This window comes from Arthrobacter sp. Y3221087 (genome assembly GCF_059089905.1).
This window is the reverse complement of record NZ_JBNHFE010000014.1, coordinates 1-17,097: the sequence shown is the minus strand read 5'-3', so window position 1 is coordinate 17,097 and position 17,097 is coordinate 1. Positions and strand designations below refer to the sequence as shown.

The 17,097-nt window shown below is 59.4% G+C and carries 14 protein-coding genes; 2 read left to right on the top strand and 12 right to left on the bottom strand.

What is annotated here, in order from left to right; all coding sequences use genetic code 11:
• The first annotated feature begins 467 nt into the window (after positions 1 to 467).
• Together AC5RUO_RS19900 and AC5RUO_RS19895 are read left to right on the top strand one after the other, a co-directional pair.
• A complete protein-coding gene (locus tag AC5RUO_RS19900; protein ID WP_494053798.1) occupies positions 468 to 1,949 on the top strand; it encodes an APC family permease in 1,482 nt (493 codons plus the stop codon).
• Between the two features lie 177 nt (positions 1,950 to 2,126).
• Positions 2,127 to 3,308: a cation:proton antiporter gene (locus AC5RUO_RS19895; RefSeq protein ID WP_494053797.1), complete on the top strand. Its 1,182-nt coding sequence runs from the start codon at positions 2,127 to 2,129 to the stop codon at positions 3,306 to 3,308.
• Between the two features lie 76 nt (positions 3,309 to 3,384).
• On the opposite strand, the gene AC5RUO_RS19890 is transcribed toward AC5RUO_RS19895, so the two are convergent.
• The 12 genes from AC5RUO_RS19890 to AC5RUO_RS19835 form a co-directional block, all read right to left on the bottom strand.
• The gene (locus tag AC5RUO_RS19890; RefSeq protein ID WP_494104433.1) at positions 3,385 to 4,761 is read right to left on the bottom strand and encodes a catalase; all 1,377 of its coding nucleotides are present in this window, start codon (positions 4,759 to 4,761) and stop codon (positions 3,385 to 3,387) included.
• Between the two features lie 60 nt (positions 4,762 to 4,821).
• Complete coding sequence (locus tag AC5RUO_RS19885) at positions 4,822 to 6,315, bottom strand: glyceraldehyde-3-phosphate dehydrogenase (RefSeq protein WP_494104432.1); 1,494 nt, start codon at positions 6,313 to 6,315, stop codon at positions 4,822 to 4,824.
• A 115-nt stretch (positions 6,316 to 6,430) separates the two neighbouring features.
• On the bottom strand, positions 6,431 to 6,604 hold the full coding sequence (locus AC5RUO_RS19880; protein ID WP_494053794.1) for a hypothetical protein: 174 nt from the start codon (positions 6,602 to 6,604) through the stop codon (positions 6,431 to 6,433).
• Between the two features lie 149 nt (positions 6,605 to 6,753).
• Complete coding sequence (locus AC5RUO_RS19875) at positions 6,754 to 7,479, bottom strand: DUF5134 domain-containing protein (RefSeq protein ID WP_494104431.1); 726 nt, start codon at positions 7,477 to 7,479, stop codon at positions 6,754 to 6,756.
• Between the two features lie 35 nt (positions 7,480 to 7,514).
• Positions 7,515 to 9,464, bottom strand: coding sequence for a primary-amine oxidase (locus tag AC5RUO_RS19870; protein ID WP_494104430.1), 1,950 nt, complete (start codon positions 9,462 to 9,464; stop codon positions 7,515 to 7,517).
• 360 nt (positions 9,465 to 9,824) lie between these two features.
• A complete protein-coding gene (locus AC5RUO_RS19865; RefSeq protein WP_494104429.1) occupies positions 9,825 to 10,823 on the bottom strand; it encodes a heme-dependent oxidative N-demethylase family protein in 999 nt (332 codons plus the stop codon).
• Positions 10,820 to 11,800, bottom strand: coding sequence for a PDR/VanB family oxidoreductase (locus AC5RUO_RS19860; protein WP_494104428.1), 981 nt, complete (start codon positions 11,798 to 11,800; stop codon positions 10,820 to 10,822). The genes AC5RUO_RS19865 and AC5RUO_RS19860 overlap by 4 nt, the downstream gene beginning before the upstream one ends.
• Complete coding sequence (locus AC5RUO_RS19855; protein ID WP_494104434.1) at positions 11,797 to 12,267, bottom strand: dimethylamine monooxygenase subunit DmmA family protein; 471 nt, start codon at positions 12,265 to 12,267, stop codon at positions 11,797 to 11,799. Before AC5RUO_RS19855 ends, AC5RUO_RS19860 begins: the two co-directional genes overlap by 4 nt.
• A 24-nt stretch (positions 12,268 to 12,291) precedes the next feature.
• A complete protein-coding gene (locus tag AC5RUO_RS19850) occupies positions 12,292 to 12,672 on the bottom strand; it encodes a cupin domain-containing protein (RefSeq protein WP_494104427.1) in 381 nt (126 codons plus the stop codon).
• Between the two features lie 558 nt (positions 12,673 to 13,230).
• Complete coding sequence (locus AC5RUO_RS19845; protein WP_494104426.1) at positions 13,231 to 14,709, bottom strand: APC family permease; 1,479 nt, start codon at positions 14,707 to 14,709, stop codon at positions 13,231 to 13,233.
• Between the two features lie 470 nt (positions 14,710 to 15,179).
• Entirely contained in the window at positions 15,180 to 15,887 is a 708-nt protein-coding gene (locus tag AC5RUO_RS19840; protein WP_494104425.1) for a cache domain-containing protein, read from the bottom strand.
• 162 nt (positions 15,888 to 16,049) lie between these two features.
• Positions 16,050 to 16,781: a FadR/GntR family transcriptional regulator gene (locus AC5RUO_RS19835; RefSeq protein ID WP_494053786.1), complete on the bottom strand. Its 732-nt coding sequence runs from the start codon at positions 16,779 to 16,781 to the stop codon at positions 16,050 to 16,052.
• Positions 16,782 to 17,097 lie beyond the last annotated feature (316 nt).

The following is a 17,097-nucleotide window of genomic DNA, read 5'->3' as shown; positions in this document are numbered from 1 at the left end:
CTCTGGTTGAAACCAACTATCCCCAACCAACCAACCACCCGAAACGCTGTTTTCTGACAGTTTTAACTACCCAAAAGAACAGGGCGTGAACGGCGGCCCGGTCTTGCCCAACAGGCCACTGGCGTGGCCTTCGTCGCGAGTACCCGCCTAAGTACTCAAATAAGAAACTTCTAAAAAGGTCTGGACCAAATGATTATGTGAGCGTAGTTTTGCTGTGGGATCAAGTAAGTGACTCTGATCACACCAGAAGCGTTCTGAAGCAGCTCGGCATTCCGCTCTTTGCGAGAGTAGGCCGAGGTTGTGACGATCCTTTCCAGGAGCTACCACCGACGTAGTGCGCTATAAGCCTTCCCGAACCCCTTTGGTGCTTGGACGTTGGCATTCGCGGGGTCCCGCCTGCTCACCGCCCGCCGCGGTGGGCGAGGCATCAAAGGTCACAAGACGTTCAGTCCATCAAAGGAGATGTCGTGAGTGAAAATCGTTTGGATGAAGCCGACCACCTGAAACGGTCGATCAACTGGAAGCAGGGTATGGCCATTGCACTGGGCGTACCCTTGCTGATTCTGCCCTCGTTGGGCTACCTCCCGATGTACGTATCTGCCGCAGCGATCCTTATTTGGGGGGTCTCGGTCCTTCAAGGTTTCATGCAGAACGCCGCCTACGCCGAAATGGCAACCGCCTTCCCGAAGGCCTCCGGCCTGCCGGGTTTTGCGCAGACTATATTCCGTACCGAGAACTACCGGGGAAAATACGACAAGGGCAAGCTGATCGGCGGCTTCACCGCCTGGAGCTACTGGTTTGGCTGGAACCCGATCCTGGCGATCTTCGCCATCCTGGTGGGCGGTTACCTGCATGGGCTGTTTCCCGCCTTGGGCGAGACCTTTACCGAGTATCAGCTCGCGTTGCTGGCAGGCGCGGTGATTTTTGGTGGGCTGTTCATCGTGAACTGGTTCGGGCTCAAGGACGGCGCCATCCTGGGTTACGTCCTGGCGGCTGTTTCTTTGATACCCCTCATTGTCCTGGCCGTAGCGCCTTTTGCCACCGGACATGTTGAGCTGGGTAACATCACCGGCAGTTGGTGGCCGACCGACTGGGCGTGGGACATGCACCATATCCTGATTCTCTTTGGCGTCTTCGGGATCGCACAGTGGAGTGCGTGTGCTTGGGAAACCGCAGCCATTTACGGTCCGGAATACAAGAACCCGTCCAAAGATGTTCCCAAAGCGCTGCTTGCCTGCGGCGTCATCTGCCTCGTCCTGTATGTACTGCTGCAAACTGCCGTAATCGGCGTGCTAGGTGTTGAGGGCGTACAGGCTGAGTCTGTATCGCCCCTGATTCCGGTCGCCCAAGCAGTGTTTGGCCAAGCCGGTTCCACCATCACCATCATCATGTTGATCGCCGCCATGGTCCTGATCATCCAAACGGCTTACCTGGGTTCTTCCCGGGCCATGCACTCAATGTCGCTCGAAGGAAACCTGCCCAAGGTCTTTGGCAAAACGAACCGTCAGGGCACACCCTTTGTTGCCATGCTTGTCATCGGAGCCTTCAACCTGCTGCTCATTTCCATGGGGAACGCCGCCGCGATTCTCGCAGCCTCGGCAATCGGTTACACCTGCGCCAACGGCATCAGCCTGTTCGCCTACGTCCGGGCCAAAAAGCACCCGGCATTTGCAAACCTCGAACGTCCCTTTAAAGCGCCCAAGGGTTGGAAAAACGTCGCCATGCTCTTTGGCCTGTTCAACGTCCCTTTGTGCCTGATCGGGGTGGTCTACCTGAACAGCCTGGAAATTGGCTGGACCTCAACCTGGGTCGGATTCCTCGTATTGTCGCTTTTTGTTCCCATCTGGTTGTATACCCAGCGCGAATCGCGCCGCTCGAACGATGCAGTAGTTGATACTTCATCTTCAGACGACGACGACTCTGAAAGGGTTCTTGATCCTGTTAGGTGATGCGATCCCCGGATCTGCTTCGAACCCTTCCTGAGCTGGACCTGGTATTCGGTCCCCGGCGCTGACGTCCACCGCGCCGGGGACCGAAGCCATCGAACCCGAACCTTTTCTGGCAGCTGTCAGTATCCAAAAAGGCCTAGATAGTGGGGCCGAGATCCTGCGACAGGAATAGAGGACATGGACCCGTTAGCCCTGGCCCTCATTGAACTGGGAGCCGTTGTGTTCTGCCTCGGCCTGTTGGCCCGCTTGGCGGGACGCATTGGAATGTCACCCATACCGCTATACCTCCTGGGCGGGCTGGCCTTCGGAACGGGCGGCATTGTCGAGCTCGATGGCATGCACGAATTCGCACACCTCTCTGCCGAGATCGGTGTCATTCTGCTGCTGCTTATGCTCGGGCTTGAATACACTGCGGCCGAGCTGATCACCGGGCTGAAGGGCTCATGGCAGGCCGGTGTCCTTGACCTCGTGCTGAATTTCCTGCCGGGGGCAGCGTTTGCCCTTTTCCTGGGCTGGGGACCCGTTGCTGCCATCGTAATGGGCGGCATCACCTACATCTCCTCATCGGGTATTGCAGCGAAAGTCATCACGGACCTTGGCAGGCTCGGCAACCCCGAAACCCGTGTGGTGATCTCAGTCCTGGTGTTTGAAGACCTGGCGATGGCTTTATATCTGCCCGTCCTCACCACCATTCTTGCCGGCCTAAGTTTCTTCGGCGGGCTCACAACCGTTGGTATAGCGCTGGTTGTGGTGAGCCTTGTCCTCATCGTTGCTCTCCGTCACGGACACCATGTCTCGAAAGCTGTCCATAGCGAAAACCCTGAGGTGTTTCTCCTGCACGTGCTCGGCGCAGCTCTGCTCGTTGCCGGAGCGGCATCAGCCATGCAGGTGTCCGCGGCGGTAGGGGCTTTCTTACTAGGTATCGCAATCTCCGGTGCGGCAGCGCGCAATGCCAAACGCATCCTTATGCCGCTGCGGGACCTATTCGCCGCAATCTTCTTCGTGGCATTCGGGCTGAACACTGATCCTCGGTCCATTCCGCCAGTGCTTGCCTTGGCGCTCGTGCTGGCCCTCGTCACCACAGCCAGCAAAATGGCCACCGGCATGTGGGCTGCGAAGCGTGCAGGGATTGCCGTACCTGGGCGTTTCCGCGCCGGAGCCGCGCTCATTGCCCGCGGGGAGTTCTCCATCGTCATAGCTGGCTTGGCAGTAGCGTCCGGATCAGTTGCCCAGGAACTGGCGGGCATGGCCACTGCCTATGTGCTGATCATGGCCGTGGTGGGACCGCTGGCCGCGCGCTACGTCGAGCCGCTGGTCAAAGCCATGCTGCCGCAAGAAAGCCTCGTTGCCAAAGTCTAGGAGTACAGGGACATATCCACCCGCCCAAGCCTTGGCATCGTGCCCGGAATGTTGATGAGAGGCTTACCCGGTTCTCCTAGCGGACAGCCGAATCGATAGCGCCTTGGTGGTGAATTCCGAGGTTGGCGCCGAGTTTGGCGCCGAGTTCGGCGTCAACGTTGGTCCAGTACTGGATGGCCCGTTCCTTGATGTCGAAGCGCTTGACGCCGCCCACGGCACCGGTGATGGTTTCGAGGAAGCGGGCCTTGGCGGCGTCGTCGTAAACCTCGCGGTACAAAGTGCCCGCCTGGACGAAGTCGCCGTCCTCGGCGTGCAGGCAGTGCGCCGCATGGGTCAGCTCGCCGTCGTTCTCCCAGCCGCCGGCCGGGCTATGCCGCTCAAGGGCAGCCTGTCCGGCGAAAGTGTTCGGGGCGTGGTCGGTGCCCACGCGGTAGCGGTGAGCGTCCGCGTAGGAGAAGATGCGGGCCTGCAGCATCTTCTCCGGGGAAGCGGCGATGCCCGGCACGAAGTTCGACGGCGCGAAGATGGCCTGCTCGATCTGCGCGAAGTAGTTCTCCGGGTTCCGGTTCAGCTCCATGGTGCCCACCTTGATCAGCGGGTAGTCGCCGTGCCGCCAGACCTTGGTCAGGTCGAACGGGTTGAAGCGATAGGTCTTCGCGTCCTCGTAGGGCATGACCTGGACATGCAGGTCCCAGGACGGGAAGTTGCCGGCTTCGATGTTCTCGGACAGGTCGCGGATGTAGAAGTCCGTGTCCAAGCCGGCCAGGGCCTCGGCCTGCTCGCTGGTCATGGAGTTCACGCCCTGGTTGGACTTGAAGTGGTACTTGACCCAGAACCGCTCGCCCGCGGCGTTGATCCACTGGTAGGTGTGAGAGCCGTAGCCCTGCATTTCACGCCAGGAAGCGGGCAGGCCGCGGTCACCCATCAGCCAGGTGACCTGGTGTGCGGACTCGGGAGACAGGGTCCAGAAGTCCCACACCATGTCGGCGTCGCGCAGATGGGTGCCCGGGAGGCGCTTCTGGGAGTGGATGAAGTCCGGGAACTTGATGCCGTCGCGAATGAAGAACAGCGGGGTGTTGTTGCCGACGAGGTCGTAGTTGCCCTCGGAGGTGTAGAACTTCACGGCGAACCCGCGGGGATCACGGCAGGTGTCCGGGGAGCCGTTCTCGCCGGCCACGGAGGAGAAACGGACAACCATCTTGGTCTCAACACCGGGCTGCAGGAACGCGGCCTTGGTGTACTTCGAGACATCCTCGGTGGTCTTGAACGTGCCGAATGCACCGCCGCCCTTGGCGTGCGCGACGCGCTCCGGCACCCGCTCGCGGTTGAACTGGACGAGCTTTTCCACCGGGTAGCGGCCGGTCAGGGTGACGGCACCATTGGCACCGACGGATTTCGAAGGCGAAACAGAAGTAGCCGGCGCACCAGACTGGGTCGTCGAAACGGCAGTCATTATTCTCCTGATTTCTGGTTGGATGAACGGGACAGGCCGGAGTTTCGATGCGAACGGGTGTTAGGCCGAGTCCAGCGCGGCGAGCACCGACATGGCTTCTTTCACGACGTCCGTCGCTGGGAAGGAAGGCCGCTTGATTCCGGCCATCTCCTCCATCACGCGGACAACCTGGCAGCTGTAGCCGAACTCGTTGTCATACCAGACGTACACGACCAGGTTCTTGTCCGTGGACACCGTCGCGAGGCCGTCCACGATGCCGGCGCGGCGGGAACCGACGAAGTCGGTGGAGACCACCTCGGGTGAGTCGATGTAGTCAATTTGCATGCGCAGGTCCGAGTGCAGCGACATGCCACGCAGGTAACTGTTGACCTCGTCCTTGGTGGTTCCGTTCTCCAGGGTCAGGTTCAGGATGGCCAGCGAAACATCCGGTGTGGGGACGCGGATGGAGCTGCCGGTGAGCTTGCCGAGCAGCTCGGGCAGCGCCTTGGCCACCGCCTTGGCAGCACCGGTCTCGGTGATCACCATGTTCAGCGCAGCCGACCGGCCCCGCCGGTCGCCCTTGTGGAAGTTGTCGATCAGGTTCTGGTCGTTGGTGAAGGAGTGGACCGTTTCCACATGTCCTTGGATCACGCCGAACCTGTCATTGAGGGCCTTCAGGACCGGGGTGATGGCGTTGGTGGTGCAGGACGCCGCTGACACGATCTGGTCGGTGTCCTCGATGGTGCCGTGGTTGATGCCGTGGACGATGTTCTTCAGCTCGCCCTTGCCGGGTGCGGTCAGCAGGACCCGTGCAACACCCTTGCTCTTCAGGTGCTGCGACAGGCCTTCAGCGTCACGCCAACGCCCGGTGTTATCGACCAGCAGCGCGTCCTTGATGCCGTATGCGGTGTAATCAATGGTGGCAGGGTCGTTCGAGTAGATCATTTGGATCCGGACGCCGTTGGCGGTGATGGTCTCGGCTTCCTCGTCGACGCGGATCGTGCCCTGGAAGGAGCCGTGGACCGAGTCACGGCGCAACAGGCTGGCCCGTTTCAGCAGGTCGTTGTCGGACCCGCGGCGGACCACGATTGCGCGCAGGCGGAGGCCGTGGCCGCCACCGGCCTTTTCGATCAGGAGGCGGGCCAGGAGCCGGCCGATCCGGCCGAAGCCGTACAGGACGACGTCGGTGCTGATGCGGTCGTCAGCGCCGCGCTTGCCGACGATCTCGGCAAGCTCGGTGCGGAGGAATTCTTCCAGCGTTGCGCCGTCGCCCTCTTCCTTGAACTTCTGGTTCAGGCGGGCGATGTCGATCGCGGCCGCGCCCAGCTCCAGCTCCGCCAAGCAGTTAAGCAGCGGGGCTGTTTCCTCCAGGAGCAACTCCTCCTTAGTGACACGGCGGGCGAAGCGGTGCGCCTTGAGGATGTTCACAGGCGACTCATTGGTCAGGCTCCGGCCATGAATGCTGGTCACCACGTCGCTTTCGCGGTACAGGCGGCCGATCACCGGAATCATGGCCTCGGCGAGGGCCTCCCGGCCCATCCACGTGTCAAGAGAAGAATCTGAAGTTTGTCGCATGGTGCTGCCTTTCCAAAGGGGTCGGTCTGTCGCCCGATGGGAACCTGACCGGAGATGTAAAGATGCCCTCTGAACCCTTCGTCTTGGTTAAAGAGCCGCCACAGTCTTGCCAGGGTTATGTGAGGTTGGACTGCCGCAGCCACAACTGCTGCAGTTTAGATACAGCTGCTAACTGATCTTCGCTGAGGCCTACACCCGCATCGGTGATCCTGCGTAGAACAAGAAGGACGTTTCCGTTGATGGTTTCGTCGGATTTTGCTTGCGCAGGTTCCGTGATTGCCGCAGTCACTTCGCGCCTCCTGGGGATGGGCTTGGCATCCATCGTCCCGCCATTAGCGGGTGGGAGAAATCCCAATTTGGAACTGTTTAAACTATCTCTTTGGGTGGGTAGTTCACGTCTTATACCAATCAGGGAGGGCATGACGTTGCTTGTTGTAGTTATGCCGTCATGGTGGCGAACATCAGAGCCATAACCATGGCGCCCAACGCTTCGAGAGCGTGCTCGGAACGGTTGAAGAAGCGGGAGGATGCCTTGTGGAGGGGGCTCTTGATCGCCCCGCCTCGCACGAGCATGACGAGGAAAACTGCCGCTGCGGCTCCAAAGCAGACTGTCAGCAGCATCGCCAGCGTGGGCGTCGGATCGGTTGCAGCTGTGACTGCCGCGCTGTGGTTGGCGGCTGCCATACCGTGATGGGCATGAGACACGGGTGTTGCGGCTGCCGAAGCGGATGTGCTTCCGGGCGAGGACCCGGGAGTCATCATCGCGATCATAAGGGCCGCACCCGCCATGGAGAGGCCGTGATAGACACATTTGACGCGGCCTTGGCCGCTCGCGCAGAGTGTCATGAATTCCGGCCGGGCGACTGCCTGAATGACAAACCACAGTGCGGCGCCGCTGAGCACTGCGATCTGAGCCAGCATTGTAGACGGCACGAGATTCCACAACATTGCAGCCATGAGGACGTTCATCAGGGCATGGAGGGCTTTGTTGATCTGGTCCGTACGCTGGCGGGACTTTGCCGCCTGCAGGAAGTAGTAGCATCCACTCAGCAGTAGGACTGCCGTAAGGGTCCAGGTAATTGCCGGAATGTAGAACACGCCTATCATCACGCTTTCCGTACTGGGTTCGGGTAGAGGAAAGGCGGTCCCCGGTGCTGCTGTCACAGCACGGGGACCGCCTTTTTAGTGTTGACCGTGGGTTACGAGTGGGATGAGTGCCCTTCTCCTGCACTGCAGTGGCCGCTGGTGGCTTCGATCTTGCTGGGGAGGTTCAAGGTGGGGTTCTGGTCGAAGAAACCGTGGGGTTCGAGCATGAACCCGATGTTCTGGCGGGGCATGATGGGCCAGTCTTCGAGCCGGACGACGTGGTGCATGCCGAAGGTGTACCAGACCACAAGGTCCTGATCGACGATGTTCCGGTCCTTTTCGGTCCAGATGTGCAGGCCGTCGTCGGCGCCGGTGGCCTGGTTGGGGAACTCGCCGGCGGCGAAGCGTTCGGTCCGGTCGTAGGCGGTGACCCACAGGTTGTTACGGGCAAACTGCGCACGCTTGCTCACGTAGGACTCGTCACCGGCGGCGAGCTGGATGCCGTTGGTGGGGATCAAGCGGTAGGCCACCGGTTCGTCCACGAGGTTCTTGCTGTCGTGGTTGGCGATCTTCCAGAAGCGGTGCTTGGAGGAGTCGGTCTTGCGGATGGCCTTCTGTTCGGTTTCCAGGAGCCTGTCCACTGCCTTGAACGCGGTGTGGGTCGGGTTGTCCTCGGGGATTTCCATGTCCACTTCGTAGACGGCGTTACGTGGGCCGTCCACTTCGAAGTCCATGCGGACGTTGAACATGTGCTGGTGGATCGGGGCGTAGAGCCCGTCGTTGTTCAGCGTCTGCCCGTACGGGCTCTTCTCGCCCGGCTTCTGGCCGGCGGTGGAGAGGATGCCGGTGGCCTTGACCAGGAACTCGATGCTGCCGTCGAGGAAGAGGTGCCAGTAGAAGGCGTACTCGTAGTTGGCAACGGTGGCGATGAAGGAGATCACGAGCTTGCGGCTGCGCCGGGTTTCGGTGGTGCCTTCACGGAAGTCGAAGTGCTTCCACAGGATGCTGTCGTCTTCCTCGTGCATGCAGATGGCGTTTTCGATCGTCAGCGGGTTGCCGAGGCTGTCGGTGGTTACGCCGTCGAAGTACTTGATCTCACCGGTGCAGTCACAGCCCAGGGTGAGGGAGTTGGCCATGTTGCCGATGTTGTATTCGCCGGAGTCGAAGGCGTTCTTCTTGGCCTGGACGGGGGCGGTGTCACCGTAGGGGACAACCATTTCCGACAGTGAGGCGCGGTTGATGACGGGACGCTCGACACCCTTGTTCCGGAACTTCAGCTGGTGCAGGACTAAGCCTTCGCGGGGCGTGAATCCGACCCGGAAGGACCAGTCAGCCCACTGGACGTGGTTACCGGTGACCGTGAAGGACGCGCCTTCTGGCTGGGTAATGGAGATGGGCTTGAGATCGGTGCGGGCCGGGCCGACGTACTTGGGCAGGTAGTTGCCGCTGGCGCTCGGGACCGGGATGGCCTGGTCGTCCTGGAGCTGTACAACCTCGCCGGAGTTCAGGTCCACAATGACGATGAAGTTCTCGATCGGGTGTGCGTAGGGGCTGTCGTCGGCCTCATCGCGGACGAAAACCAGGGCACGCATCAGTCGGCGGCCTTCGTTGTCTTCACCGAAGTAGCCGACGGACCACGGTTCGAAGCAGACCAGGTCCATGTTGGTGATGCCGCGCTTAGCGAGGGCAGCCTGGACCTCGAGGTTCTTCCGGCACGCCTCTTCACCCTCTGCGAACTCGTCGAGCATAAAGGGCGGGTGAACGTTGGCGGCAAGCTGTGTCCACTTCGAGACGATGCCCGAATCAAGATCCACGATCGCTTCGTAGGCGCGTCCCTCGGCGCGGTTGACCAGGACAGCGTCTGCTTCGCGGACCGTCGCGGCGCCGGTCCGAAGCAGTTCCTTGTCCGGCTCGCGCAGCTCAACGCTGATGAAGCGGAACGACTCAGCCGCGGCCGGGCCATCCTTCAGGATGGCAGATGCCCGGGAGATCTCCTCACGGGACAATGGATCGAGCGGATGCGAAACCTTGACGACGGCGTCAGTTTCAGTGTTGAGAGTCATGGTTTTCTCCTTGATTCTTGGTTCAGGACGAGGATGTCTGCGGCTGGGAGCCAGAGTGCTCGGTGACATGGCCGGAATTTGGCAGTTCTTTGGCGACCGCCCATGTGTTGGAGACCTAGGGGGGAAGCGGCGTGTAGTTGCAGAGGACCTGGGACCTCCCAGGTGTTGCAGCCGCATCCCCTCAATTTCGGAAGGGCAGCAAAGCTCTTCACTGAACTCTGCTGCGGGTGATGCGGATCACTTTTCCCTTGCAGCTAGGCTACGCGAACTAAAACATGTAGTCCAGCCTTTTTTATGTTTATTTTTTGGGTTCTGCGTCTATCTATTGATGCCGTTGTTCACGGCAATCAGCAGGCTAATTTAGCCGGCCAGCAGCCAGTCCGAGGCAGCTTTGCGGTAGCGGATAATGCCTTTGTATTCGGCCATGTCGTCTGGAAGTTCGGCCAGGACATGGCCGAGCTTTTCCCGCCAGGCAGGTACTTTGGCGATGTCAGACAGGGGCAGGAGGTAGCTGCGAATCAGGAACAGCAGCACTCCACTGTGGGGGAGTCTTATCAGGTGCTGAACTTCGACGCGGAGGTGGAGTTTATCGGGCATGGCAGGATCAGTGGCGATGGTTGCGCGGTCAGGACCCCACTCCGGGTAAGTTTCGGTGGAGGTATCCAAACGTTGTCCGACGGTCATGGTCCAGTTCGTGCGCCGGAACTGTTCGCCAGGTTGCAGGGCCAGAAGGAATTTCTCGGCGCGGCTGATGATATTTTCTTCCTTGACCCGTGGGACAGGGCCGTGGATTTCGAGGAAGTTCATGCCGACGTCAAAGTTAAAGGACCAGTCAGCGGCAAACGTGACCAGGCCAGCGTCGAGCCACATGGTGTTGTCGCGGACGTCAAGCAACACGATATCGTCCTGGATCTGTGTGCCCAGGAACCTCAGCGGGCCTCCGGGCAAGGAGTCGTCTTCGCCGACCGTGAATTCCACGTCGAGGTTTTGGAGGCTGTTGTGCCAGCGGCAGTGGTTACCTTCGCGATGGAAGGACATGAGATCCGGGTAATCCGCAGCCATGGCGGGCAGCAGGGTGGCCAGGGTGTCCCACGCGGCTGAGCGCATGTGAGGCAGCACCTTCATGCGTGAGGGGTCACGGGTCAGGATCTGCTCCCGTTGAGCGATTTCCTCGTGGTAGTTTTCATCGATATCTATAAGCCCGGTGCCCCAGGACCCTGCTTCTGTTGTGACGTTCTTGTGCGCTGGTTCCACGTTGGCGCTGTAGCGGTACTGGTTGGCGGCAAAAGGAAATGGAAAGCGCCGGATCCTTTCCGGCAGTACAGCGGCGTCAGGATTTTGCTCGGTAGTGATACTCACAGGTCCAACTCCAATTCTGGGTCGTTGCTACGCGAAACGCAGCACATCATTGTGGTGTTCGCAGCCTTTTCCTTGTCGGACAGGTAAAGGTCCCGGTGCTGGGGAGTTCCTTTGAGAACCGGCAGAACGCATTCTCCGCAGATACCTTTACGGCACATGTTCGGAATGCGTTTGCCCGCGTTTTCTAGGGTCTCCAGCAGCGAAACGCCTGCCGGGACTTCCAAGCGAACGCCACTGCGGGCCAGGTTCACTGTGAAGGGTTGTCCCGCGTCCAGCTCGGCCGAGCCAAAGGCCTCGGAATGCAACCGGGCAGATGACCAGCCCAGTTCACGAGCCTGGTCCAGGACTGAGTCCATGAAAGCAAGCGGACCACAGACGTAAAGGTGGGTTCCCAGGCTCTGGGTTGTCAGTGCGTTGCTGAGGACATGCTGGAATGTCTTGCGGTCGGCGCATTCAGTCAGGGCCTCCCCCAGTAATTCCCTCGCTTCCTCCACATGGGCTCCGGCACCTGGACGGTAGACGTAGATCAGGGATGACGTCGTGCCGCGATCGGCCGCCGCCTGCGCGTGCGAAAGAATAGGGGTGATGCCAATTCCCGCAGCAATCAGGAGATTGTGTGTGGCTGTGGACACGGGCGCGAAAGCGCTTCGGGGACGCGAAACGAATAGCCGGTCCCCCACCTCGAGTCGATGCATGGCTACAGAACCGCCGGCTCCGTCCTCCACTCGGAGTACCGAGATCGTGTATTCGGTTGGGGCGTTGCCGGAACCCGTGAGGGAATAAGCGTTTACGCCCTCATCGCCGTACTGAACCACGAGGTGGCTGCCGGGGACATAGGAAGGAAGGATCCGTCCGGAGGGGTCCGCGAGAGTGATGCTGACAATCGAGTTGGTCTGGGGAACGACCTTCGTCACCTCCAGCTGGAGACCTCCCTCCACGGCCGGATGGGTACTGATCGGGAGTGCCGTGATGGTCATGCTGCCTCCTCGGCATGGGCTGAATACCCGAGGTACGCGCCAAGCCGGCGCGAGAAGTGGTCAGTGATTGCCAAGCTTGTGGTGCATCCCCCGCACTGCACCTCCGAGCCGGCTTTTCGGGTGGTGGTAGTTGTAGCGCGGCAATGCGGACAGTAAATAACCCGGGGCCCCACCTGGTGAGCCAAAAGGGTTACCTCCGCTTCCAGCAGTCCACACTCCGCTGCGGCGGCTGCAGCAGCACGGGTGTCTGCGGGCGGACCGGCGACGACCAGGCGCACACCGACGTGTGAGTGTGCAAGTGCTGAGCGCAGCTCGGAAAGGGTTTCGGTTGTTGCAGATTCAAAATGAAGGTCGTACCAGGGCTGGCCACCGGTGTCGTATCCCGCGGTGTCATCTGATGCCCCAAACGAGACACAGATGACACCGCGGAAACCCGGTTCCAGGCCGATACCAGCTGTCGGCGGCATGGGCACGGAACGCACGATCAGTCCTTACGGGGCGAACGAACGGTGGCCGGTGAAGAAGCCCAGACCATATTCAGGGGTCTCAAACTTCACGGTGGTGCCCTTCGGGAAGAACAGCACATCGCGCTCCTTGGCGTGCGTTACCTCACCGGTGGACTGATCGGTCAGGATGAACTCACCCTGGATGACAACCTTCATCTCGTCGTACGTGTACGTGTACACCAAAGGCTCCGAAGCCTTCAGCTCGAAAAAGCCAGCGCTCATGACCGAACCCTCGGGGTTGTGGAGCGAATCACCGATCGCAGCTACGGTCCCGGGCTCGTTCATCGACGGCAAGCCAATGTAGCCACCTTCCACCTTGTGGATGGAGCCAGCCTTGCTGAGTGTTCCTGTGAGTTGGATTTCCATGGTTTCTCCTATGAATACCGTTGGGAATTGTTCTCTGTCGCATACGGGACAGGTTTACGAAAGAGTTGAAATGCCCTTTGTTGACGCGGGGGAAAGGGATCGTCGCAAACCCGGCGGCTTCCCCTGTTTTGCTTGAGGATCCGAACCGGGTTCCACGCTGAACTCTTTTGTTTGTGTGATGCGAGTCACTGCGTGCGTCCCACTAGTAAAGCTACGCCTAGCTAATACATCTAGTCCAGACTCTTTTCGAAAAAAGTTTAATAAGACGCTTCATTTGCGTTCTTCGCGGCCCTGGCCGGCGCCCGGCCAAGGCAAGCCGCCACGGGGATCAAAGACAGGAAGGCAGGCCGGATTGACCGGCCTGCCTTCCGTCCTCTCGATGCCTATCAATTGTGCGAGTCAGCCCCCGGCATCAGCTCCTGCATCGGAGGGCCGTTGCTTCAACCGACGGCAGTATTAGCCCAACCGCGGACTCCAGGGCGAGCCGGCAGTTTCAGGAGACATGTGATCGTGCCTGCGAATGTGTTTCTGGGTCCGTGCAGGAGCGGTCCTAAACCCTCAGGATGGAAGCATGTCCAGATCTTCCGCACCGCGTTCAGAGGCGGGTGCATAGGGTAACGAGCTGATAGGCGGCTTAGATCGACGCTGGGTGTACAACCAGATGGGTATGTACGATGCCAGCACGATGAAGCCAACCCACGTCGGCGTCCATCCGATCTCCAGGCTGTTAAGGTAGACCACACCGATAAGGCACAGGGGCAGATTGAACAGGCCGAAAAGCACTGCTACGTTCTTCCACCCTTTGGGAGCTTTGAAAGGCCGTTCCAAGCTGGCAAAGGCGGGGTGCTTTTTGGCCCGTACGTAGGCGAACAAGCTGATGCCATTTGCGCAGGTGTATCCGATGGCGGATGCGGCAACGATCGCTGCCGGGCTGCCCATCAGGATGAGGACCAAGTTGAAGGCAGCGATAATCAGCATGGCGACAAATGGCGTGCCGTGGCGGTTGGTTCTGCCCAGGGATTTGGGGAGGTTGCCTTCCATTGCCATGGAATGCATGGCACGGGAAGACCCGAGGTAGGCGGTTTGTATGATGAGCACCATCGCCGCAATCAACATGATGATGGTGATCATGGAGCCAGCCTGGCCGAAGACAGCCTGTGCCACCGGAATCAGGGGCGAAACAGGTTGGTCGAGGACGCCTTCGACGCCGAGCACACCGATGACTGCGGCCTGCACCAGTACGAACGAGAAGAAGCATATGGTGCCGCAGGCGAAAAGTGCTCTTGAGACATCCTTCGCTGGATTTTTGTATTCAGGACCGTAGATCGCTGCAGTTTCCCAGGCGCAGGCGCTCCATTGTGCGATGGCCAAAATGCCCAGGAGGATGAGGATGTGGTGCATATCCCAAGCCCAGTCCTGCGGAAGCCAGCTGCCCGTGATGTTGACCAAGTCGACATGCCCGGTAGCAAAGGGGGCAACAGTCAGGACGATCAGGGGGATGAGGGAGAAAGCCCCCAAAATGTATCCAAGAGTGGCACCGTCCTTGAGGCCAAACCAGTTCACCACGAACAATCCGGTAAAGACCACCAGCCCTGTTATCAAGGCGAGCTGGTTCTCGGTAAATATCTCTCCCAGTGCAGGGAAAAGCCCATGAAGATAGCTGCCCACCAGGATGGAAAAGATTGCGAGTACCGGCGTCCAAGCGAACCAGTAGCTCCATGCGCTGAAGCCGCCAAGCAGCTTGCTCTTGTCGTACTTGCCCCGGTAGTTCTCGGTGCGGAACACATGCTGCGCGAAACCGGGAAGGCCCGAGGCCTTGGGAAACGCCGTGGCCATCTCCGCGTAGGCGGCATTCTGGAAGAACCCTTGAACGACCGACAGTCCCCAGATAAGGATCGCCGCCGCTGACAAGTACATAGGAAGGTAGCCCAATGAGGGCAGAATCAGCAGTGGTACACCTAGCGCAATGGCCAGGCCCTGCTTCCAGTCAATCGACCTTTCCAGGTGATCGGCTCCATCCAAACGATTTTCACTCATAAGAATCTCCTTTGACCAACTTAGAGTCGTTTGATTGATGATTTTTTGACTACATGTGCTCTTGACCGTCTGACGGGACGCAGCGGATGGACGCCGCTTTTACAGTTCGGACCTAGGTCCGGTGAGTCCATGCCCGGCAGTTGCATCGGGCCCAACTGGCGCCGGCCTCCTTGGATTCAGTACAGCACTGTACGTATCGGCGGTTGTCGCGCGAGGGGGCCCGGCGGAAGACAGGGGACGGGAGTGGGGTTCCCGTCGACTGTGAACGAAAGTAAGCGTCATGTGCCGCCAGGGAAGGCAACAATCAGCCCTGCCATTGTGGTGCCGGGCTCGACCTGCCCAAGGTGTTCTGTGAGACACATCACTATCGAGGTTACAGTCAAATAGATGCAGTCCAACAGGTTAAACGACAACTAGTTGTTTTGCCGGTCAGCTCTTGAATGCGCCCCGGCTTACGGCTATCATGCGGGCTAAGAAACGTAGACCAGTGAAAGCCCTAAGTGGGGAATGTTCAGGGGCACTCGATGCTCGCCGTGGGCTCCGTGTTTGATCCGCTCACCCACGAGGTACATTCCCGAGTTGCCGAGAATGACGCGATTACTGGAATTGATGAGGGCGGCATCAGCCGGGATCGCCCGCAAAGTGGGCATGATGAGTGGCTCCAGGTCTTTGATCCGTATGTCGCAACCGGCGACACCTATGAACTTTCCATGAATGGAGACCGGTGCCGTGAACGTCAGAATGTATTCCTCGAAGCCGAGATAGTCTATATACGGCCCCCAGACCGTCTGCTCACCCGTGGAAGCGGCGATGGAGAAAAACGGCAGCTTTTCATAGTCGTAGTACCGGTTACTGCCGGGGGTCCGGTCGGCATCCAGTCTTTCCATGGAGCCGTCGTTCTTCCGGAACCACCACTCCAAAGCCCGGCCGCCCTCCTCAGCAAAGTCGCCAGCGAAGAAGGTTCCTGCTCCGACGGCAAAAGAGTTTTTCCCCAGGAATTCACGTGCAAGGTCATCCAGTCCGACCAGTGCAGCTTTGCTGACCTTGGACCTGCCGGCGAGGTTCTCTTCAAGCAGCGAGGCAACCTTTACGGAAAGTTTTCCGATCTCGGTGGAGACGCCGCCAATCCAGGCAGTGAGGGCGTCGGCAGCAGGTACGACGTCATTGTCGGTGATCATTGTGCATCCTGAATTGATTCCACGTCCCCACACGGGTGTTGCGGTTAGATGAGGTTATACGACCTGATTGGCTCAAGTGTCGAGTCCAATCCTTCCCGGGTGAATCCTGGCTCCTGCCAAGACCAATCCAAGTCTTTAGGGATGAGCGTAACGGGTCAAATGCTACAACGAGGAGGCTTTCGCATTCTCCGTGGACGCGGCGTAACTAAGGGTAAGTTTCGTGTCGATCAGATGGAAGATATTTCGCTTGATGTGTGCAAGAACCAGCCTCTGAGCCCTCTCAGGTTGATCTTGGGCTATTGCACGGACCAGCTCCAGATGCTCAGCAGCTGCCGCCTCGGGGTCAAGCGATGCGGCGAGGGGTGTCCACAGTTGTTGGACCGTTTCTTGCTGCAGGCGAATTTCGGCATTGGCAAGTCTGGGGGACTGCGCGGATACAGCCAATTCGATGTGAAAACGGCTGTCAGCAGGTGCGCGCACTTCTGGCGTCGTTGCCAGAACCAGCGCGCGGCCGAGTTCCTGCAAACGGTCGAAGTCGTGAGCTTCCGCGCGCTCACAGGCCAGACGTACCGTCGCTGCGGCTATAGCGGAGTGTTCGTCTCCGATGTCACGTATTTCTGAAATTGATGTCGAGAGAAACCACTCGCGAATGGTGTCAGTCTGGGTAGGAGGCTGGCTGACGATGAACGTTCCGCCGCTCCGGCCGCGGCGCGTCTCAACAACGCCCTGTTCCCTCAGTTCAGAGAGCGCTTCCCGAAGGGTCGCGCCTCCCACACCAAACATTTCCGAGAGCGACGCTTCGGAGGGCAAGCGCTCACCGACCTTAAGAAGCCCCAGGCCGATGGCCTTGGAGATTCTTTCGACAATCGCATCGGCCCTCTCAATTTCCGGCAAGGACCGGTAGATCTGTGACTGGAATGAGGATGGCGAGGCCAAAAGTCTGCGCTCCGGAATGGGTTACGTTTCGCTTCAATACTAACCAGTCATATCAGCACATTCAGAGCTTTTCCCTCTTATCAGAATCTTTCACCTCCCCGCCACCCGCTGCCGGACGGAAGCGATAGCCGTGCACTGCCAAGCAGCAGCATGCACGGCGCCGATTGGAAGCTGAGGTGTCCGCTTACCGCCCTGTTCTTTTGGGTAGTTAAAACTGTCAGAAAACAGCGTTTCGGGTGGTTGGTTGGTTGGGGATAGTTGGTTTCAACCAGAA